This is a genomic window from Streptomyces sp. NPDC014801, from assembly GCF_043082085.1.
Taxonomy (GTDB): domain Bacteria; phylum Actinomycetota; class Actinomycetes; order Streptomycetales; family Streptomycetaceae; genus Streptomyces.
In genome coordinates this window covers 121,649-138,711 of the sequence record NZ_JBIBXG010000016.1, presented here as the reverse complement: position 1 = coordinate 138,711, position 17,063 = coordinate 121,649, and the positions used below count along the sequence as shown (strand labels likewise).

Annotated in this window: 15 protein-coding genes; 5 read left to right on the top strand and 10 right to left on the bottom strand. The window is 71.9% G+C overall.

Translation table 11 applies throughout. The features are described 5' to 3' along the window. The first annotated feature begins 3 nt into the window (after positions 1-3). Positions 4-2,184 carry a discoidin domain-containing protein gene (locus ACF1AL_RS34300; protein WP_391777835.1) on the top strand — a complete coding sequence of 727 codons (2,181 nt, stop codon included), beginning with the start codon at positions 4-6 and terminating at the stop codon, positions 2,182-2,184. Positions 2,185-2,320: 136 nt separating this feature from the next. Beyond that, positions 2,321-3,412 (top strand): DUF1996 domain-containing protein, encoded by a 1,092-nt coding sequence (locus tag ACF1AL_RS34295; protein WP_386583951.1) that lies wholly within the window; start codon positions 2,321-2,323, stop codon positions 3,410-3,412. A gap of 120 nt (positions 3,413-3,532) precedes the next feature. On the opposite strand, the gene ACF1AL_RS34290 is transcribed toward ACF1AL_RS34295, so the two are convergent. The 5 genes from ACF1AL_RS34290 to ACF1AL_RS34270 form a co-directional block, all read right to left on the bottom strand. Beyond that, positions 3,533-4,576, bottom strand: a complete 1,044-nt coding sequence (locus ACF1AL_RS34290; protein ID WP_391777836.1) for a LacI family DNA-binding transcriptional regulator — start codon at positions 4,574-4,576, stop codon at positions 3,533-3,535. Positions 4,577-4,686: 110 nt separating this feature from the next. Further along, positions 4,687-5,112 (bottom strand): hypothetical protein, encoded by a 426-nt coding sequence (locus tag ACF1AL_RS34285; RefSeq protein ID WP_391698949.1) that lies wholly within the window; start codon positions 5,110-5,112, stop codon positions 4,687-4,689. A 172-nt stretch (positions 5,113-5,284) separates the two neighbouring features. Beyond that, positions 5,285-6,697, bottom strand: coding sequence for an FAD-binding oxidoreductase (locus ACF1AL_RS34280; RefSeq protein ID WP_391777837.1), 1,413 nt, complete (start codon positions 6,695-6,697; stop codon positions 5,285-5,287). A 67-nt stretch (positions 6,698-6,764) separates the two neighbouring features. Further along, the gene (locus ACF1AL_RS34275; protein ID WP_391777838.1) at positions 6,765-10,109 is read right to left on the bottom strand and encodes a BTAD domain-containing putative transcriptional regulator; all 3,345 of its coding nucleotides are present in this window, start codon (positions 10,107-10,109) and stop codon (positions 6,765-6,767) included. A 128-nt stretch (positions 10,110-10,237) separates the two neighbouring features. Then, positions 10,238-10,654, bottom strand: coding sequence for a globin domain-containing protein (locus ACF1AL_RS34270; protein ID WP_386912528.1), 417 nt, complete (start codon positions 10,652-10,654; stop codon positions 10,238-10,240). Between the two features lie 216 nt (positions 10,655-10,870). Here ACF1AL_RS34270 and ACF1AL_RS34265 point away from each other — a divergent pair, with 216 nt between their 5' ends. Together ACF1AL_RS34265 and ACF1AL_RS34260 are read left to right on the top strand one after the other, a co-directional pair. Beyond that, a complete protein-coding gene (locus ACF1AL_RS34265; RefSeq protein ID WP_391777839.1) occupies positions 10,871-11,938 on the top strand; it encodes a MerR family transcriptional regulator in 1,068 nt (355 codons plus the stop codon). Positions 11,939-12,054: 116 nt separating this feature from the next. After that, entirely contained in the window at positions 12,055-12,795 is a 741-nt protein-coding gene (locus tag ACF1AL_RS34260) for a class I SAM-dependent methyltransferase (protein ID WP_391777840.1), read from the top strand. Between the two features lie 51 nt (positions 12,796-12,846). Here the strand turns inward: ACF1AL_RS34260 and ACF1AL_RS34255 are convergent, their stop codons facing one another. From ACF1AL_RS34255 to ACF1AL_RS34245, 3 genes are all read right to left on the bottom strand, one after another. Beyond that, a complete protein-coding gene (locus ACF1AL_RS34255; RefSeq protein WP_391777841.1) occupies positions 12,847-13,410 on the bottom strand; it encodes a TetR/AcrR family transcriptional regulator in 564 nt (187 codons plus the stop codon). Positions 13,411-13,521: 111 nt separating this feature from the next. Then, entirely contained in the window at positions 13,522-14,913 is a 1,392-nt protein-coding gene (locus ACF1AL_RS34250; protein ID WP_391777842.1) for an amidase, read from the bottom strand. Then, complete coding sequence (locus ACF1AL_RS34245; protein ID WP_391777843.1) at positions 14,900-15,109, bottom strand: hypothetical protein; 210 nt, start codon at positions 15,107-15,109, stop codon at positions 14,900-14,902. The genes ACF1AL_RS34250 and ACF1AL_RS34245 overlap by 14 nt, the downstream gene beginning before the upstream one ends. A gap of 191 nt (positions 15,110-15,300) precedes the next feature. Between ACF1AL_RS34245 and ACF1AL_RS34240 the strand changes: the two genes are divergently transcribed. Continuing rightward, entirely contained in the window at positions 15,301-16,212 is a 912-nt protein-coding gene (locus tag ACF1AL_RS34240) for an MBL fold metallo-hydrolase (RefSeq protein WP_391777844.1), read from the top strand. A 32-nt stretch (positions 16,213-16,244) separates the two neighbouring features. Here ACF1AL_RS34240 and ACF1AL_RS34235 read toward each other — a convergent pair whose 3' ends face one another. Then, positions 16,245-16,625: a hypothetical protein gene (locus ACF1AL_RS34235; RefSeq protein WP_391661144.1), complete on the bottom strand. Its 381-nt coding sequence runs from the start codon at positions 16,623-16,625 to the stop codon at positions 16,245-16,247. A gap of 100 nt (positions 16,626-16,725) precedes the next feature. Then, the gene (locus tag ACF1AL_RS34230) at positions 16,726-17,055 is read right to left on the bottom strand and encodes a hypothetical protein (RefSeq protein ID WP_391777845.1); all 330 of its coding nucleotides are present in this window, start codon (positions 17,053-17,055) and stop codon (positions 16,726-16,728) included. Positions 17,056-17,063 lie beyond the last annotated feature (8 nt).

Genomic DNA, 17,063 nt, shown 5'->3' with positions numbered 1-17,063 from the left:
CCCGTGCCCAGACAGTCCGTCACCGCGCCACCACCCGGCCGACGCGCCGGTGGAGCCCTGCTCGCCCTCGGAGCCCTCCTCGCCTCGTCCCTGGCCACCCTCGCGCTCGCCCCGAACGCCCACGCCGCCGACACCCTGCTGTCCCAGGGCCGGCCCGCCACCGCCTCCTCCCAGGAAGGCGACGGCTACGCGGCCGCCGCGGCGGTGGACGGAAACCTCACCACCACCCGCTGGGCCAGCCAATGGAGCGACCAGCAGTGGATCCAGGTCGACCTGGGCCAACAGGCCGCTGTCAGCCGTGTGGTGCTGACCTGGGAGGCCGCCTACGGCAAGGACTACGCGATCCAGACGTCCGACAACGGCACCGACTGGCGCACCCTGAAGACGGTCACCGGCAGCGACGGCGGAACCGACGACCTCTCCGTGTCCGGGACCGGCCGCTACGTGCGCATGCAGGGCATCACCCGGTCCGGCGGATACGGCTACTCGCTCTGGGAGTTCCAGGTGTACGGCTCCACCGGCGACACCACCCCACCGCCGCCCGGCGGTCCCGTCAAGGTCGAGGGCGCCCGGGGCGACTGGCGGCTCACCGTGGGTGGGCAGCCGTACACCGTCAAGGGCGTGACCTGGGGCCCGGCCGCCTCCGCAGGGCCGACCTACCTGCCGGACGTGAAGGCCATGGGCGCCAACACGATCCGCACCTGGGGCACCGACGCCTCCACCAAGCCGCTGCTGGACAGCGCCGCCGCCAACGGCATCCGCGTCATCAACGGCTTCTGGCTCCAACCGGGCGGCGGGCCCGGTGCCGGTGGCTGCGTCGACTACGTCACCGACTCCACGTACAAGACCAACGCGCTCAATGAGTTCGCCAAGTGGGTGGACACCTACAAGAGTCACCCGGCGACGCTGATGTGGAACGTCGGCAACGAGTCCGTGCTCGGACTCCAGAACTGTTACGGCGGCGCCCAGTTGGAGGCGGAGCGCAACGCCTACACGAGCTTCGTCAACGACGTCGCCAAGAAGATCCACAGCATCGACCCCGACCACCCGGTGACCTCCACCGACGCGTGGACCGGCGCCTGGCCCTACTACCAGCGCAACGCGCCCGACCTGGACCTGTACGCCGTGAACTCGTACAGCAACGTCTGCAAGGTCCGCCAGGACTGGATCGACGGCGGCTACACCAAGCCGTACATCATCACCGAGACGGGCCCGGCGGGGGAGTGGGAGGTCCCGAACGACGTCAACGGCGTCCCCGACGAGCCGACCGACGTGCAGAAGGCCGACGGCTACACCAAGGCGTGGAACTGCGTCACCGCGCACCAGGGTGTGGCCCTGGGCGCCACCCTCTTCCACTACGGCACCGAACACGACTTCGGCGGCGTCTGGTTCAACCTCCTGCCCGACGGGCTGAAACGGCTGTCGTACTACGCGGTCAAGCGGGCCTACACCGGCTCGGCCGCCGTCGGCAACACGCCCCCGGTGCTCAGCAACATGACCGTCAGTCCCGCCTCCTCGGCCCCGGCGGGCGGCGAGTTCACCGTGCACGCCGACGTACGCGACCCCGACGGCGACCCGGTGACGTACAAGGTCTTCCTCAGCGGCAACTACGCGAGCGGCGACAAGGCGCTCGTACCCGTGCAGTGGCGCTCCACCGGCACCGGTACCTTCGCCGTCACCGCCCCGCAGAAGCTCGGCGTGTGGAAGGTGTACGTCCAGGCCGAGGACGGGCACGGCAACGCCGGCATCGAGACCAAGTCGGTCAGGGTGGTCGCCCCGCCGGTGAACGGCGCGAACCTGGCGCTGAACCGCCCCGTCACCGCCTCCTCCTTCCAGCCGTCCTACGGCGACTGCCCCTGCACCCCCGAACTGGCCGTCGACGGCCGCACCGACACCCGCTGGGCCAGCGACTGGAGCGACCCCCAGTGGATCCAGGTCGACCTCGGCGCGGCCAAGGCGCTGCGCACCCTGCAGCTGGTCTGGGACCCGGCGTACGGCAAGGCGTACACGGTGCAGGTCTCCGACGACGGCGCCACCTGGCGCTCGGTGTACTCCACCACGACCGGTGACGGAGACGTGGACACCATCGGGCTTGCGGCCACGGCCCGTTACGTCCGTCTGCAGCTCACGGCGCGCGGCACCGGCTGGGGCTACTCGCTGCACGAGATCGGCCTCTACGGCTGACGGGCGGCGTCCGGTGGCGGCGATCCCCGTATCCGGCCTCGGCGCCACCGGACCCGGTCCGTCCCCGCCGCGCGGCGCCCGGGAACGCCACGCGGCCCCCACCCCCTCCCACCCCTCCTCACGGACAGGAGATCCCATGAGATCGAGTCCACGCCGGCTTCCCGCACTCCTCCTCGGCACCGCACTCGTCGCCACGGTCCTCGGCGCCGGCACCATCGCCTCGGCCACCACCGCGCAGTCCGGCCGGGATGCCACCGCGGCCGCGTCCGCCGCTCACACGGGGCACACCATGGCGGTGTCCACCCAGGCGTCCGGCGACGACCCGGACGGCGACGGCTACATCCCGGCGGTCCCCCAGGTCACCGGCGTCACGCCGTCCACGGCCACACCGCCCTCGCGGTACTTCCACGAGTTCCAGGCCAACTGCTCGGTCACCCACACCGCACCCGACGACCCGATCGTCTACCCCGGCCAGCCCGGCAAGTCCCACGACCACACCTTCATGGGCAACACCTCGACCGACGCCAACAGCACCACCGCGTCCCTCACCGGCGGCGCCACCACCTGCAAGGCGCCCGCCGACGCCTCGGGCTACTGGATGCCGTCGCTGTACAACGGCGACCGCAAGATCCTGCCGATAGGTCCCCAGACGATCTACTACAAGGCCGGCGTCACCGACTACACCAGCGTGCGCCCCTTCCCCAAGGGTCTGCGGTTCGTGGTGGGCAACCCGATGCAGAGCGCCGACGAGTTCCGCCACCACCGCGGCTTCGTCGAGGGCTGGGAGTGCGGCGACAGCTACTTCAACGTCGACTTCCCCGCCACCTGCCCGAACCGCCCCGACGTCCAGCTCAACATCCGGTTCCAGGCGCCCAGTTGCTGGGACGGGAAGTACCTCGACACGCCGGACCACAAGAGCCACATGGCGTACCCGGTGGTCAAGCCCGGCACCAACGACAACATGTGCCCGGCCGACCATCCGGTCGCGGTGCCGATGATCGAGTTCAAGATGGCGTTCCCGGTCAACGGCGACATGTCCCAGGTGCGCCTGGCCAGCGGCCGCGGCTACTCCTTCCACTACGACTTCTTCAACGCCTGGGAGGACCGCACGCTCAAGGCCCTGGTCGACCACTGCATCGTGGGCGGCCTGCAGTGCGACGCCCGCGGCTACGACCAGACCCATCCGGAGGCCGGCGCCGCTCTGAACAGCGACTACCGGCTGCCCTGAGCGTGGGCGCGCCCGCTGGAGGGACCCGGCCCTTCCCTGGGAACAGGCGGGGGCCGGGTCCCGTCGAAGCCGCCGGCGCGACGCAGGCTGCCGTGGCGACACGTCACACCGTGCGGACCCTCAGGCCGAGTTCCGTGTGACGAGCTCGGGGGCGAAGACGACGGACGCGGGCTCGATGCGCTCACCACGGATGTGCTCGTCCAGGAGACGGGCCATCTCCTCGGCCATCCGCTCCACCGGCTGCCGGACCGAGGTCAGCGGCGGCTCGCAGGTCACGGCGGCCCCGCTGTCGTCGAAGCCGACCACGGCGACGTCCTCGGGAACCCGCTTCCCCCGCTGCCGGAGCAGCCGGCAGGCGCCCTCAGCCATGAGGTCGTTGGCGGCGAAGACACCGTCGACGTCGGGGTGCCGAGCCAGGAGCGCGGCCATGGCCTCGGCGCCGCTGGTGAGGGTGAAGCATCCTTCGGCGAGAAGCACGTCCGTCACGCCCGCCTCGGCCAGAGCCTCACGGAAACCAGCGAGTCGTTCACGGCTCGCGGGAACGGCCAGCGGCCCGGTGATCGTGGCCGGCCTGCGGCAACCGCGGGTCAGCAGACGCCGGGCCGCGAGCCGCCCACCGGCCCGGTGATCGAGATCGACATGGCTCAGCGGAACCGGCCGTCCCGGACGGGCGAACAACACGGCGGGCAGCTCGGCCTCGGCCAGAAGAGCGGGCAGCGGATCGTCGGGATGCGTGGAGACGACCAGCGCACCATCGGCCCGGCCCTGCCGCAGGTAGCTCAGCACCTCCTGCCGGTCCTGTGCCGACTCGGCGAACATCAGCACCGGATGCATCGAGCGCGGCCGCAGGAAGCCCACGACCCCGCCGACCACCCGGCCGAAGAAGGGGTCGGTGAAGACCCGGGCGGCGAAGTCGTTCCGGGCGTCGTCGTCCGTCGCGTCTCCCACCCCCGAGATCACCAGGGCGACCGTCTCGGCCCGCCGGATCACCAGCGATCGGGCCGCCCGGTTGGGGGCGTATCCGGTCAGTTCGATCGCCCGGTGCACGACCTCCCGAAGTGCAGGGTCGACATTGCGCACGCCGTTGACGACGCGGGAAACCGTCGCTCGCGACACCCCCGCCGCACGGGCGACGTCCTCCAGCGTCGGCGTCTGCCTGCTCATGCCCGCACCCTAACCGCCCCTGAAATCACCGCCTAGAGTGCGTGGAACCCGTCCCCCGGCACACGCCGGTGCGCCCGACGGCCCTGGGAGACGGCACACGTCAACGGTGATCAGGCGGTCCCCGCCGACCGGGTCGTGCCCTGGTCGGCACTGCCTGCCCGAAAGGCCTGGAAGGCTGTCCAGCCCGCCCGGGAATCGTCCGCGAGCAGCTCGCCGGTCGAGCAGTCGAACGGGCGGCAGCCGAGGACTCGGGACATGCGGAAGATCACGGGAAGCACGTCGTCCCCGCCGCCCCGGACGTGAAGCATGACCGACTCGACGGGGTCGTCCTCGCCGATGCCGAGTTCGATCACCCAGGTCGGACCAAGCACTTCGCCCCAAGTGGGATCGGTCAGGTCGATCTCACTCACGGCTGACCTGAGTGCCTCGTGGACGCTGGACCGGCTTCCGATGGGAGGCGGCTCATGCCCTGCGGGAAGGTCGTCGATCGACACGATGTCCGCAGGCAGCGGCAGCAGAAGTACGTCCCAGCTCATGGCACTCCAACCCGAGATTCGCGACAAGGCTATCCGCCAGCACTGACGGTCCCTCCACGGCGAGTTGCCGGTCATCAGGTGTCACTACGCTGCGCGGTGGCCGCGGTCGGCTTGTCTACTGCCGCCCTCGGCCACCGCAGCTGGAGCCGTCGTGGTCGCCCTCGCAGCGGGGTCAAGCCATCGACGACGGGCGGATGTTCTGGTTGAGGCGGAACAGGTTCGTCGGGTCGTAGGCGTCCTTGACCCGCACGAGCCGTTCGTGCACCGCCCCGGGGTACGACGCCCGCACCCGGTCCTCGGACGCGTCCCCGGTGAAGTTGACGTACATCGCTCCCTGGCCGTGGGCGGCGATCTCGTCGCGGGTCTGGCGGGCCCAGGCGACGTGGGCGTCGAAGTCCGCGGCGGCGGGGGAGCGCGCGATCACGTTGACCAGCACGCTCGCGTCACGCTGGCTGAACGCCGAGGCGTCCGCGGGCACACGGGCGAACGCCCCGCCCAACTGGTGCATGTGCAGTTCACTGAACGGCGTGGGAGTCGTCATGTGGCGTCGCAGCACGGCGTCGAGCGTCGCGTCGGTCGGCTCGACGAAGGCCGACGTGAAGTAGTTGTGGGCGCCGGCCGTCCACAGCGGGTCGAGCAGGGACTGCATGCCGATGTACGGCATCGGTCCCATGAGGTCGGCGATGGGCGCGCCCAGCGTCCGCAGCCGCGTGACGGCCGCCTCGCCACTCGCCGGCTCGCCCGCGTACATGCCGGCCAGCACCACGACACGGGTGCCGTGGACCTCCGGCGGCAGGAACGGCAGCGGTGGCGCCGTGGTCAGATTGATCAGCGTCGTCAGTTCGTCCGGCGCGTCCGCGAGGAGCTCACGCCAGCCGGTGATCACCTGCCGGGCCTGTGCCAGGGGGTAGACGATCAGACCGGCCAGGACCTGCGGCCCGACCGGGTGCAGCTGGTATTCGAGCGAGGTCACCACGCCGAAGTTCCCGCCGCCGCCCCGCAGGGCCCAGAACAGCTCGGAGTGCTCCTGCGCGTCCGCGCGCACCACCCGCCCGTCCGCGGTGACGACCTCCGCCGCCACGAGGTTGTCGGAGGCCAGGCCGTGACGGCGCAGCAGCCAGCCCACGCCGCCGCCGAGGGTGAATCCGGAGATCCCGGTGGAGGACACCAGCCCCCCGGTGGTGGCGAGGCCGAAGGCCTGCGTCTCGTGGTCGAGGTCCCCCCAGGTCATGCCGGCCTGGGCGACCACCCGCCGCTGCCGGGGACGGACCACGGCACCCTTCATCGCGGACAGGTCGATGACGATGCCGTCGTCGCAGGTCGAGAACCCGGCGATGCTGTGCGCGCCGCCGCGCACGGCGACCAGCAGGTCCTGGCTGCGGGCGAACTCGACCGCGCGCAGCACATCGGCGGTCCCGGCGCACCGCACGACGAGCGCCGGGTGCTTGTCGTGCGCGCCGTTCCAGACGGCGCGGGCCTGGTCGTAGTCCGGGTCGCCGGGGCGGACCACCGTGCCGCGCAGACCGGCCTGAAGTTCGGCGACGGTGGCGTCCCCCAGGATTCCCCTTGCCGTGTCGATCGACATGATCGGCTCCCTTGGTGTGAGTGTGCACCGACGCTCAGGACGCTAGAAGCCGGCTCTTAGCACTCACTCAGCAGCCGCTTTGCGGCCCGCCGCCGGCACCCGGCACCGCACGCCGCAGTGCGCTCGGCCCGCGGGCATCGCCGAGCCGGGTGAAGAGGGCATCGGCCGAAGCCGCCTCCCTCCTCGCCGCCTCCGTCTCACCGGCGCTCGACAGCGCGTGCGCCAGCATGAGGGCGACCCATCCGGCGGCGGGCGGCGACCCGGGGACGTGCTCCAGCTGCCGGGCCCGTACGAGCAGGTCACGCGCTCGGTCCGCGCGTCCGCCGGCCCGTGCGACGAGGGCGAGGTGCAGCAGGCTGTTGGCCATGCCCGGGATGTCGTCGGTCTCCTCGAAACCGGCCAGCACGCGGGCGATCGTCGCCTGCGCGCCGTCGAGGTCGCCCTCGGCCAGCTGGAGCAGGCCCAGGCAGCCCAGGGTGATGCCCTCCTCCCGGTGGTCGCCGAGCCGCCGCCTGATCGACAGCGCCGCGTCCAGAAACTTGCGTGCGCGGGCGTGATCGCCCCGGCCGCGGTGGACGTTGCCGAGGACGTTCAGCGCCAGCGACTCGCCGTAGGGATCGTCCAGGGTGCGGAAGCAGTCGACACTTTGCTCGGCGGCGTCCACCGCGGCGGAGGCGGCGTGCGGGTCGCCGTCGGCGCGCAGCGCCCAGGCCAGGTTGGCCAGCGCGTAGCCGCGGGCCCGGGACCCGCCGACGGTACGGCCCGCCAGCACCGTCTCCTCGAAGAACAGCGACACCGTGCCCGCGCCGTCCTCCTCCAGCGTGTATCCCGGCGTCATGACCGGGAGGAACGGTGCGCTCCGCGCGGGGACGTCGTCCAGCAGGCGCAGGCACCGACGGCACGCCGCACGCGCCACGGCACCCTCTCCCCGGCAGACGGCCCAGACGCCCTCCAGGTACGCCGCGACGGCCAGGACCCTGGGTTCGCCTGCCTCCCGAGCCAGGGAAGCCGCCCGGTCGAGAGCCGTGCGGGCGCGGTCCCCGACACCCCGCATCCACAGCAGGACCGCCTCCTGGCAGTGGGCGAACGCCGCCGCTGCCGCGTCCGGCGGCCGACGCTCGTGGATCCGGACGATCTGCTCCGCGATGTCCTCCAGCTCGGAGCCGTCCCCGAGGCGGATCGCCAGCACCGCCCGCCCCATCAGCGCCCGGGCGCGTTCCGGGGTGGGATCCGGCGCCGCGGCCAGCGCGGCGTCCAGCCACCGCCGGCCCTCGGCGAGACGGCCCCGCTCGGGCCAGAACGACCGCAGCGCCACGGCCAGCCGCAGCGCCTTGTCCGGCTCGTGCCGCAGCAGGGAACGCAGGGCGGCACGGAGGTTGCCGTAGTCGGCCTCCAGCACCGAGGAGGCCGCCCCGGAGACGCCGGTGGACGGCTCCTGGTCCTGCGCCTCGGCGAGCGCGAGGTAGACGTGCCGGTGCCTGGCCTCGGTCACCTCCGCCTCGCCCGCGGCACGCAACCGGTCCAGGGCGTACTGGCGGATCGTCTCGAGCAGCCGGTAGCGCACCTCGTCCTGGTGCGGTTCGACGCTCACCAGGGACTTGTCGGCCAGCCGGCCGAGGAGGTCCAGGACCGGGGAGGCGCCCAGGTCCGGGACGGGGGAGGTACGGACATCCGGCACCGGGGAGGTAGGCGGATCCGGCGAGGGCGAGCGATGGGAGGGGCGGGGGCCGTCCCCGCACACCTCCTCGGCCGCGGCCAGGGAGAAGCTGCCCAGGAACACCGCCAGCCGGCGCAGCAGACGCCGCTCGTCGGCGTCGAGGAGCCGGTGGCTCCATTCCAGGGTGGCCAGCAGGGTCTCCTGGCGGGTCGCCCCGCGTCTGCCGCCCTGGCCGAGGAGGGCCAGCGCGTCGTCGAGGCGCTCGGCGATCTGCTGCGGAGCCAGCACCCGCACGCGTGCCGCGGCCAGCTCCAGCGCCAGCGGCATCCCGTCGAGCCGGAAGCAGATCTGCGCGACGGCGGCCGCGTTCCCGTCGGAGAGCCGGAAGCCGGGCGCGGCGTCGGCGGCCCGTTCCACGAACAGCCGCACAGAGGCGAACCGGCCCAGTTCTGCCACGGGCGGCAACCGGTGCGGATCCGGCAGGCTCAGCGACGGCACCCGGAAGGTGCGCTCCCCGTACGAGCGCAGCGCCTCCCGGCTGGTCGCGAGGACGAGGACGCCCGGGCACCGGGCGATGATCTGCGAGGCCAGGGCGGCGCACGCGTCGATCAGGTGCTCGCAGTTGTCCAGGACCAGCAGCATCTCCCGCTCGCCGAGCTGGGCGATCAGGGCGTCCCGGCCGCCGCCGTACGGCGGAAGCTGGATGTCCAGCGCCGTCGCGACCGCCTCCGGCACAAGATCCGGCTCCGCCAGACCGGCGAGGTCCACGAAGTACGCCCCGTCCCGGAAGTCGTCACCCCGGCGTGCCGCGACGGCCAGCGCCAGCCGCGTCTTGCCGCAGCCTCCGGCCCCGGTGAGCGTGAACAGACCACTGCGCCCGAGCATCTGCTCCACCTCGGCCGTCTCGCGCTCCCTGCCGATGAGCGGCGTGGCCGGCGCCGGCAGACGGCCCCGCGACGAGCCCGCGTGCCGACGCCCCGGCGACCGGGCCTGCGGTTCCGGAACCTCGACCGAATCGGCCAGCAGCACCCGGTACAGGCGGCGCGTCTGCGGATCGGGATCGGAGCCGGTCTCCTCGCGGAACACGTTCCGCAGACCTTCGTAGACAGCCAGTGCCTCCCCGCGTCGTCCGGCCTCGGCCAGGACCCGCATCAGCGCCCGGTACGCGGGCTCATGCAGCGGGTCGTCGCCGATCAGGGCTCGCAGCACCTCGACGGCCTCGCTCGCGCGACCCTCCCGCTCCAGCGCCTCGCCCCACCCCAGCCGCAGCGTCGTACGCCGGGCCGGCAGCGCCTCGGCCGCCTCGCTCGCCCACGCCTCGTAACGGTCCTCCGGCAGCAGATCCTTCTCACCCAGCGCGAGCGCGGTGCGGTAGTCGGCCGCTTTCCCGCTGTCGTACGCCCGCCGGGCCGCCGTCTCGAAGTCGTCGAGATCGATCCGGACACCGCCGCCGGGAGCGAGCAGGACCAGGTCGTCACGGAGCACGACGGTGTCGCCGGGCGCACCGGCCGCGCCCAGCGCTCGCCGCAGGGCGTACAGCGCCTGGTGCAGGTTGTTGGCCGCCGCCGTCCGGTCGAGGTCGGGCCACAGCAGGTCGTAGAGCTGGTCGCGGTGCAGCCGGTGCCCCGGCGCCAGGCAGAGCAGCTTCAGCAGCGTACGGGCCTTGCGCAACCGCCACGCCCCGGCCGGCACCGGGCGGTCGCCCACCGCCACGCTGAAACCACCGAGGAGCCGGATGCGCACCTGGTCCGTCATGACTGCCTCACAGAGCAGGCTACCGCCGCCGGCGCAACCGGGCCCTGCCTGCCTCGGCTCCGCCGGCCCGTGGCAGCGTCCTGCGCACGCCGTGCCCGGCACGTCCCTGCCGGGACGACAAGCCGGTGTCACCCGGTCGTTCGGGTGGCCATTGCTTCGCCCATGGTCGCGCTGATCACTCCGTACAACGCAGTCCACGACTCCTCGACCTGCGGTGTCCACGCCTCGCCCGCGAAGTGCTGCAGGGTGGCGAGCAGACTGGCCCCGACCGCCGGGAAGTGCTCGGGCAACGCGCCGTAGCCGACGTGCCGTGCGCCGAGGCCGCGCAGGATGCGGGTGACCGTCTCGGTGTCGTGGAGGTTGGCCACGAGGCCGCCGAGGGCCGTCCAGAGCCGGTCCTCCTGCTCTTCCATGTGTGAGGCGAACAGGTGCCTCACCCCTGGGTTGTTGGCGAAGAGATGCTCGTAGAAGTACTTCGTGACGCGGGCACCGTTGGGTTCGACGACGGCGAAGCTGCTCTCGATGAGGGCGGGGTCCAAAGTCATGCCGTGACCGTAGGCACGCTCTGTTTCGGCTGCGTGCCCTGACGATGGTTCGCGCTGGTCCGTTTGCTCTTCCGGCTTCCATGATCGGTGAGAGCCGGATGTATCACGCGTTGACGCACAGGAAACGGTGTCGTGACGAGGACAGGACCACCATCCCGCAGCCCGGGTTGACCCTCGACCTTGTGCAGGGCCCAGAGTGTCGGTGTGGAGAACGACATGCGCAGCATCGGCGAGTTGGCCGCCGACAGCGGTCTGGGGGTGAGCACCCTGCGGTTCTACGACCGTGCCGGGGTGCTGGTCCCGGCCTGGGTGGATCCGGTGAGCGGATACCGCTGGTACGCCCCGGAGCAGCTGGAAGAGGCCCGTGTCCTGGCCCGCTTGCGCCGGGCCGGGATGCCGTTGCCGGACATCCGGCTGATGCTGGCCGGCTGGTCCGGCCCGGACACCGATCTGGTCCGCACACTGCTCACGACCCACCTGAGCCGCCTCGAAAAGGGACTGTCCGACGCCCGCAGCGAGTTCTCCGCGCTCCGAGCCCTACTCGATCACCGGGAGAACGGCATGACGTCCCTCCGCCTCACCACCGCTCAGTTGTCCACCCCGGCCACCGAGTTGGCCGCCGCTCTGGACACGGTCCGTTTCGCGGTGAGCACCGACCCCGAGCTGCCGATGCTCGGCGGGATCCTGTTCGACATCGAGGGCGAGATCCTCCGCTTCGCGGCCACCGACCGGTACCGCATGGCTGTCGCACAGGTCCGTGCCGCCGGGCAGGACGTGAGCCCGGTGCGGGTCATCGTGCCCACCCCGCTCGCCGACGCGATGCGGGCGCTGCTGGAGGGCGAGGGACCCGTGCGGCTCTCCGTGGACGGTGACCGCGTCACCCTGGACGCCGGGGACAGGCAAGCCGCCGGTCAGTGCCTCGACCACGAATTTCCCGACTATCGCCGTCTCCTCCCGCAGGCCACAGGGCGCCGCGCCGTCGTCGACGTGGCGGCCTTCCGCAGGGCCCTGGAAGCCGGTCCGGTGCGTACCACGGAGGCCGGAGCGCCCCGGCTCAGCGTGCTCAGGGTGGACGACGAGGGCACGGTGGTCGTCTGCGCCGACGGCGACGAGGACCCGAACCGGGTCGCCGTCAACCGTGAGTTCCTGCTGGACGCCCTGGCCGCCGGCGCCCGGGACGAGCTGATCCTGGAACTCGGCGCCCCCACAGCGCCGATCGGGATCCGCCGACCCGACGACGAGGACACCTTCTCCATCCTGATGCCCGTCCGTCTGGAAGACTGAGGCCGCCCCGGTTCGTCCGGCGGGCCGTGTGCCGATCCAGGGCGGCACGGGGGCGAGGGCCGGCCGGTGCCCTAATCCTGTTGACCGTTCCCGGCCGGGAATGCTGGAGTCGGCGCGTGGACAGCATCCCCGCCAACCGGCGGCTCTGGAACCAGATCAGCAGCGCCTACCAGCGCGAACACGACCCGCAGATCGGGGCCGCACCCCGGCTGTGGGGCATGTACTCCATTCCCGACGCGCACCTGAACGCCCTGGGCGACGTCACCGGCAAACGCGTCCTCGAACTGGGCTGCGGCGCGGGCCAGTGGTCCAGGGCGCTCGCCGCGGAGGGCGCCACCGTGGTCGGGCTGGACCTGTCCGAAGCCCAACTCACCGCAGCGGCCCGCGCGATGGGCGCGGCCCGCTTTCCGCTGGTGCAGGGCGCCGCGGAACGGCTGCCCTTCGCCTCCGACAGCTTCGACCTGGTGTTCTGCGACTTCGGTGGGCTCAGCTGGGCGCCCCCGCACCTGGCCGTCCCGCAGGCCGCGCGCGTCCTGCGCCCAGGCGGGCGGCTGGTGTTCAACATCGCCAGCCCATGGTTCGAAGTCTGCTACGACGAAGCCGCCGGCCGCGCGACGACGACGCTGCAGAAGGACTACTTCGGGCTGGACACCATCGCCGAAGGCGGCGACGCGACCAGCTACCAGCTCACCTACGGCGACTGGGTCAGGGTCCTGCGCGGCGCGGGTCTCGTCATCGACGACCTCATCGAGCCGCGTCCCGAACCCGGAACACCCAACGGCTACAACGAGACCGACCCACCCGACTGGGGACACCGCTGGCCGGCGGAACTGCTCTGGGTGACCCACAAACCGTAAGCCTTCCGCACGCTGATGCGATCACACCGGAGCTGCGTCGACGCTACGCGGTCATGGAGACGTGGAGCCGAGCAGTGTGCCGACGAGGCGGCGTGCGTAGGAGGCGCCGAGTTCCTGGGGGCGGAAGAGGATGCGGTACATGAGGGGGGCGACGACGCGATCGACGACGGTCTCGGTGTCGGGAGTCTCCTCCCCGCGTTCCCGGGCGCGAGTGAGGACGAGATCGATCTGCTGGGCGGCGTAGGCGGAGCACTGGCCGGCATTGCTGCCGTCGGGGTCACCGAGTAGGGCGTCGCGGATGTAGGCGCGGCCGGCGGGGGAGGACATCTCGTCGAGGAACTGTTCGGCCCAGGCCGTGAGATCGGCCGACAGACTGCCGTGGTCCGCGGGCGCCGTCTCGGGACGCAGGTGCTCGACCGCTACGTCGGAGAGCAGTTCCTGCAGGTCTCCCCAGCGGCGGTAGACGGTCGACGGTGTGACGCCCGCGCGCTGCGCGATCATCGGTACGGTCAGGGCGTCGCGGCCCACTTCCGAGGCGAGTTCGCGTACGGCGGCGTGGACCGACGCCTGGACGCGGGCGCTCCGTCCGCCGGGTCGTACCATCTGCCTGCTCATGGGGACCCATCTTAAAGCGAATGGTTTGCCTCTGGCGGTTGTGTGGCCGGCGCTGCCCGCCCGGCTCGACCGGCCGGCGAGGGCCCGTCGTCGGGGGCTCCCGCCGGCGGATCACGCGGCTGGTGCGAGGGCGGAGACGGGCCGGGTCAGCTCGTAGGCGTGGCCGACCCGGAGGAGCACCTCCTCTTCGAGTGGCCGTCCCAGCAGCTGCATGCCGATCGGCAGTCCTGCGCTGTCGTGCCCCACGGGCAGGGACAGGGACGGCGTTCCGGTGATGTTGGCGGGGGCGGAGAGGCGTACGTACGCGTCGGAGACGCTTTCGACGGTGCCGTCGGCCCAGGTGATCGTCTCCTGCCCGGCTCTGACGGCGGTGGTCGGCACGCTGGGAGCGGCGATGAGGTCGACCTCCTTGAGCAGCCGGGCCCATTCCTGCCGCATGAGGGTGCGGGAGCGCTGGGCCCGCAGGTAGTCACCGGCGGTCATCAGTGCGCCGGCTTCGAGGAGGACGCGGACGTCGGCCTGGTAGAGGTCGGGGACCGTGCGGAGGGTGTTCTCGTGGTAGGCGGTGGCCTCGGGCACCATCAGGCCCCACTGGGTGGCCTGGATGTAGCGCGTCATGGGGATCTCCACCTCGACGAGGCGGGCGCCGAGGTCCCGGAGCTGTTCGATGGCGCGGCGGACGGCGTCTTCGGTCTCGGGGTGGACACGGTCGAAGTAGTAGGTGCGCGGTACGCCGACGCGCAGCCCGGTCAGGTCCGTGTCCGCCCGCGGCCGGTAGTCCTTGGCCGGTGCGGACAGGGAGGCGGGATCGCGCGGGTCGTGCCCGGCCAGGGCATTGAGGACGAGGGCCGCGTCCTCGACGGTGCGTGTGAGGGGGCCGACGTGGTCCAGCGACCAGGACAGCGATGTCACGCCGTGGCGGGGGAGGAGGCCGTACGTCGGTTTGAGGCCGACCACGCCGTTGAGCGCGGCGGGCACTCTGATGGATCCGCCGGTGTCGGTGCCCAGGGCGAAGGTGGCCATGCCGGCGGCGACGGCGACGGCGGATCCGCCGCTGGACCCGCCGGCGACCCGGCCCGTGTCCCAGGCGTTGTGGGTCTGCGGGGTGATGAGGCCGTAGGCGAACTCGTGCGTGTGGGTCTTGCCCAGCAGGACCGCGCCGGCCTGTGCCAGTCGGGCGGCGACCGTGCTGTCGGTGCGCGCCCGGTGGTCGGCGCGGACACGGGAGCCTGCCGCCGTGACCCAACCCGCGACGTCGATCAGGTCTTTGAGGCCCACGGGGATGCCGTGCAGCGGGCCTTGGCGACGGCCGGCCGCGAGGGCGCGTTCGGCGTCCCGCGCGGCGCTGCGTGCGTGCTCGGCGGCGACGGTCACATAGGCCTGAAGGTCCGGTTCTCTCTGCGCGATGCGCTCCAGGACGGAGTCGGTCAGCTCGACGGGGGACAGACGCCGGGTGCGGATCGCGTCGGCGGCCGCGGTCAGCGTGAGTTCATACGGCTGCATCGTGCGTCTCCTCTCCCGCTCGGTAGGCGGAGGCGGGCGGGGTGTCGCCGAAGTCCAGCTCGCGCAGGACGGCGACGACGGCGTGAATGTGATCGGCGGTGGCCGCGACCGCTGCGTGGCGGTCTGCCGGCAGCGTGAGCCCGCCACGGGCGGCCCAGACAGCCGCTTCGGACGGTGTGAGGTGTGCGGGGGGCATGAACTTCCTTCTGTGCGGGCTGCCCGTTTCCTGGGCTTCAGCGGGCTTCCCACTGCGGGGTGGGGATGCTCGACCGGGCGGCCGGAGGGCACGCCCCGGCTGTTAAAGCTAAGCGTTTGCGTTAGCCCACTGTAGGGGTCTACGGTCTCTTAAAGCAAACAAATAGCTTTTACGAGCCGAAGGACAGCACGATGGCGAGCGCCGCACCCGCCCCCCACCCGAACGCCGCCCCCTCCTGGACCGTGGGCGAGGTCACCGTCCATCGCATCGACGAGATCGCCCTGCCGCCCGCCACCGGCCGCTGGCTCCTGCCCGGCGCCACGGCCGACCTCGTCGCCGCGCAGGACTGGCTCCGCCCTCACTTCGCCGACGCCCGCGGCACCCTCCGCCTGGACAGCCACAGCTTCGCCTTCACCCTCGGCGGCCGGCGGATCCTGGTCGACACCGGCATCGGCAACGGCAAGCGGCGCGCCAACCCCGCCTGGCACGACCTGAACACCGGCTACCTCCACAACCTCGCGGCTGCCGGATTCCCCCCGGACTCGATCGACCTGGTGATCCTCACCCATCTGCACGCCGACCACGTCGGCTGGAACACCCGGCAGGCGGGCGGTGACTGGGTGCCGACCTTCCCTCGCGCCCGCTACCTGACCGCCCGCACCGAGCGGGAGTTCTGGGCCGGCTACGACATGGACGAGGCCCGCGCGCAGATGTTCCGGGACTCGGTTCTCCCCGTGGAGAAGGCAGGGCTCCTCGACCTGGTCGATGTCCCCGCCGACGGCGCCGACATCGTTCCCGGGTTGCGTCTGCTTCCCACGCCCGGCCACACCCCGGGACATGTCGCCGTCCAACTGACCAGTCACGGCCGGACCGCGGTGATCACGGGCGACTGCATCCACCACCCCGTCCAGCTCGCCCACCCCGCCATCGGCGCGTGCGTCGACATCGACCCCCAGCAGTCCGAGGCCTCGCGCCGTGCCCTGCTCGCTTCCCTCGCCGGCACGGACACGCTCGTCCTGGGCACCCACTTCGCCCCGCCCACGGCCGGTCACATCGTTCGTCACGGAGACGGCCACCGCCTGTCGCCCTTCACACGGCGGTGAAATCCGCCGACTCACCACGAGGGGGCGGCACTTCAGCGTCGTGGGTACCCCGCCCGTTCCAGCGCCTTCCGGGCAGCGAGGTGGCCTGCGACCTTGAACGCCAGTTCATGAGAGCCGAACGTGTCGGCGCGGGCGCGCCGCAGCACCACCCGAGTGGCGATCACGACCCCGTGTTCGGGCGAGCTCAGCTGCTCCTCGATCCCCACGGCGGTGGCCGCGAAGAAGCGGGACAGGGCCTCGGCGGGTTCGAAGTCCACGGTCAGCCCCTGCGCCACCTCGAAGACGAAGCCCTCGGCCGCGGGCTCGAAATCCACCTCGATCTCCGCGAAATGCGGCGCGCAGTTCTGCCGCTGATGCAGTACCCGTACGCCACGGATCGGATACGGCGGGAACCGGGACGGCGCTGACGTCATGCCGGAACGCTACCGCGCAGCTCTGCCGTCGGCTTCGGACTGCTCCTTTCCCCACCCCCACGGGGGCAGGGAAAGGAGCGCTGAACTGTCTGCGTCCGACCTACACGAAAGGCCAGGGTTCGGACAGCAGCCACGTCGCGGCGGCCGCACCACCGATACCGGCTGTCGCCCAGGCCGCCCAGGGCCGTCCCATCAGGCTCCCGGCCGCGAGCGCGGCTTCCGCGGTGAGGATCACCCCGCAGACGAGCGCCAGACACAGCTCGCCGTAGTCGAAGCCCGGCCTGCCGACTGCGAGCCAGCCGATCGCGCAGGCCCCCAGTCCCACCGCCATGTACGGCCACGGTGAGGGTTTCTCAGGCCCTGAGGGCTTCCGTACGCGCTGCGTCAGGATCATCGCGATCTCCGCGAGGGCCACCGCCAGGGCGATCATTGTTCCCT

Coding starts and splice junctions, on each gene's coding strand:
- ACF1AL_RS34295 (WP_386583951.1), top strand. CDS start 2,321: ATGAGATCGAGTCCACGCCGGCTTCCCGCACTCCTCCTCGGCACCGCA.
- ACF1AL_RS34290 (WP_391777836.1), bottom strand. CDS start 4,576: ATGAGCAGGCAGACGCCGACGCTGGAGGACGTCGCCCGTGCGGCGGGG.
- ACF1AL_RS34285 (WP_391698949.1), bottom strand. CDS start 5,112: ATGAGCTGGGACGTACTTCTGCTGCCGCTGCCTGCGGACATCGTGTCG.
- ACF1AL_RS34280 (WP_391777837.1), bottom strand. CDS start 6,697: ATGTCGATCGACACGGCAAGGGGAATCCTGGGGGACGCCACCGTCGCC.
- ACF1AL_RS34275 (WP_391777838.1), bottom strand. CDS start 10,109: ATGACGGACCAGGTGCGCATCCGGCTCCTCGGTGGTTTCAGCGTGGCG.
- ACF1AL_RS34270 (WP_386912528.1), bottom strand. CDS start 10,654: ATGACTTTGGACCCCGCCCTCATCGAGAGCAGCTTCGCCGTCGTCGAA.
- ACF1AL_RS34265 (WP_391777839.1), top strand. CDS start 10,871: ATGCGCAGCATCGGCGAGTTGGCCGCCGACAGCGGTCTGGGGGTGAGC.
- ACF1AL_RS34255 (WP_391777841.1), bottom strand. CDS start 13,410: ATGAGCAGGCAGATGGTACGACCCGGCGGACGGAGCGCCCGCGTCCAG.
- ACF1AL_RS34250 (WP_391777842.1), bottom strand. CDS start 14,913: ATGCAGCCGTATGAACTCACGCTGACCGCGGCCGCCGACGCGATCCGC.
- ACF1AL_RS34245 (WP_391777843.1), bottom strand. CDS start 15,109: ATGCCCCCCGCACACCTCACACCGTCCGAAGCGGCTGTCTGGGCCGCC.
- ACF1AL_RS34240 (WP_391777844.1), top strand. CDS start 15,301: ATGGCGAGCGCCGCACCCGCCCCCCACCCGAACGCCGCCCCCTCCTGG.
- ACF1AL_RS34235 (WP_391661144.1), bottom strand. CDS start 16,625: ATGACGTCAGCGCCGTCCCGGTTCCCGCCGTATCCGATCCGTGGCGTA.
- ACF1AL_RS34230 (WP_391777845.1), bottom strand. CDS start 17,055: ATGATCGCCCTGGCGGTGGCCCTCGCGGAGATCGCGATGATCCTGACG.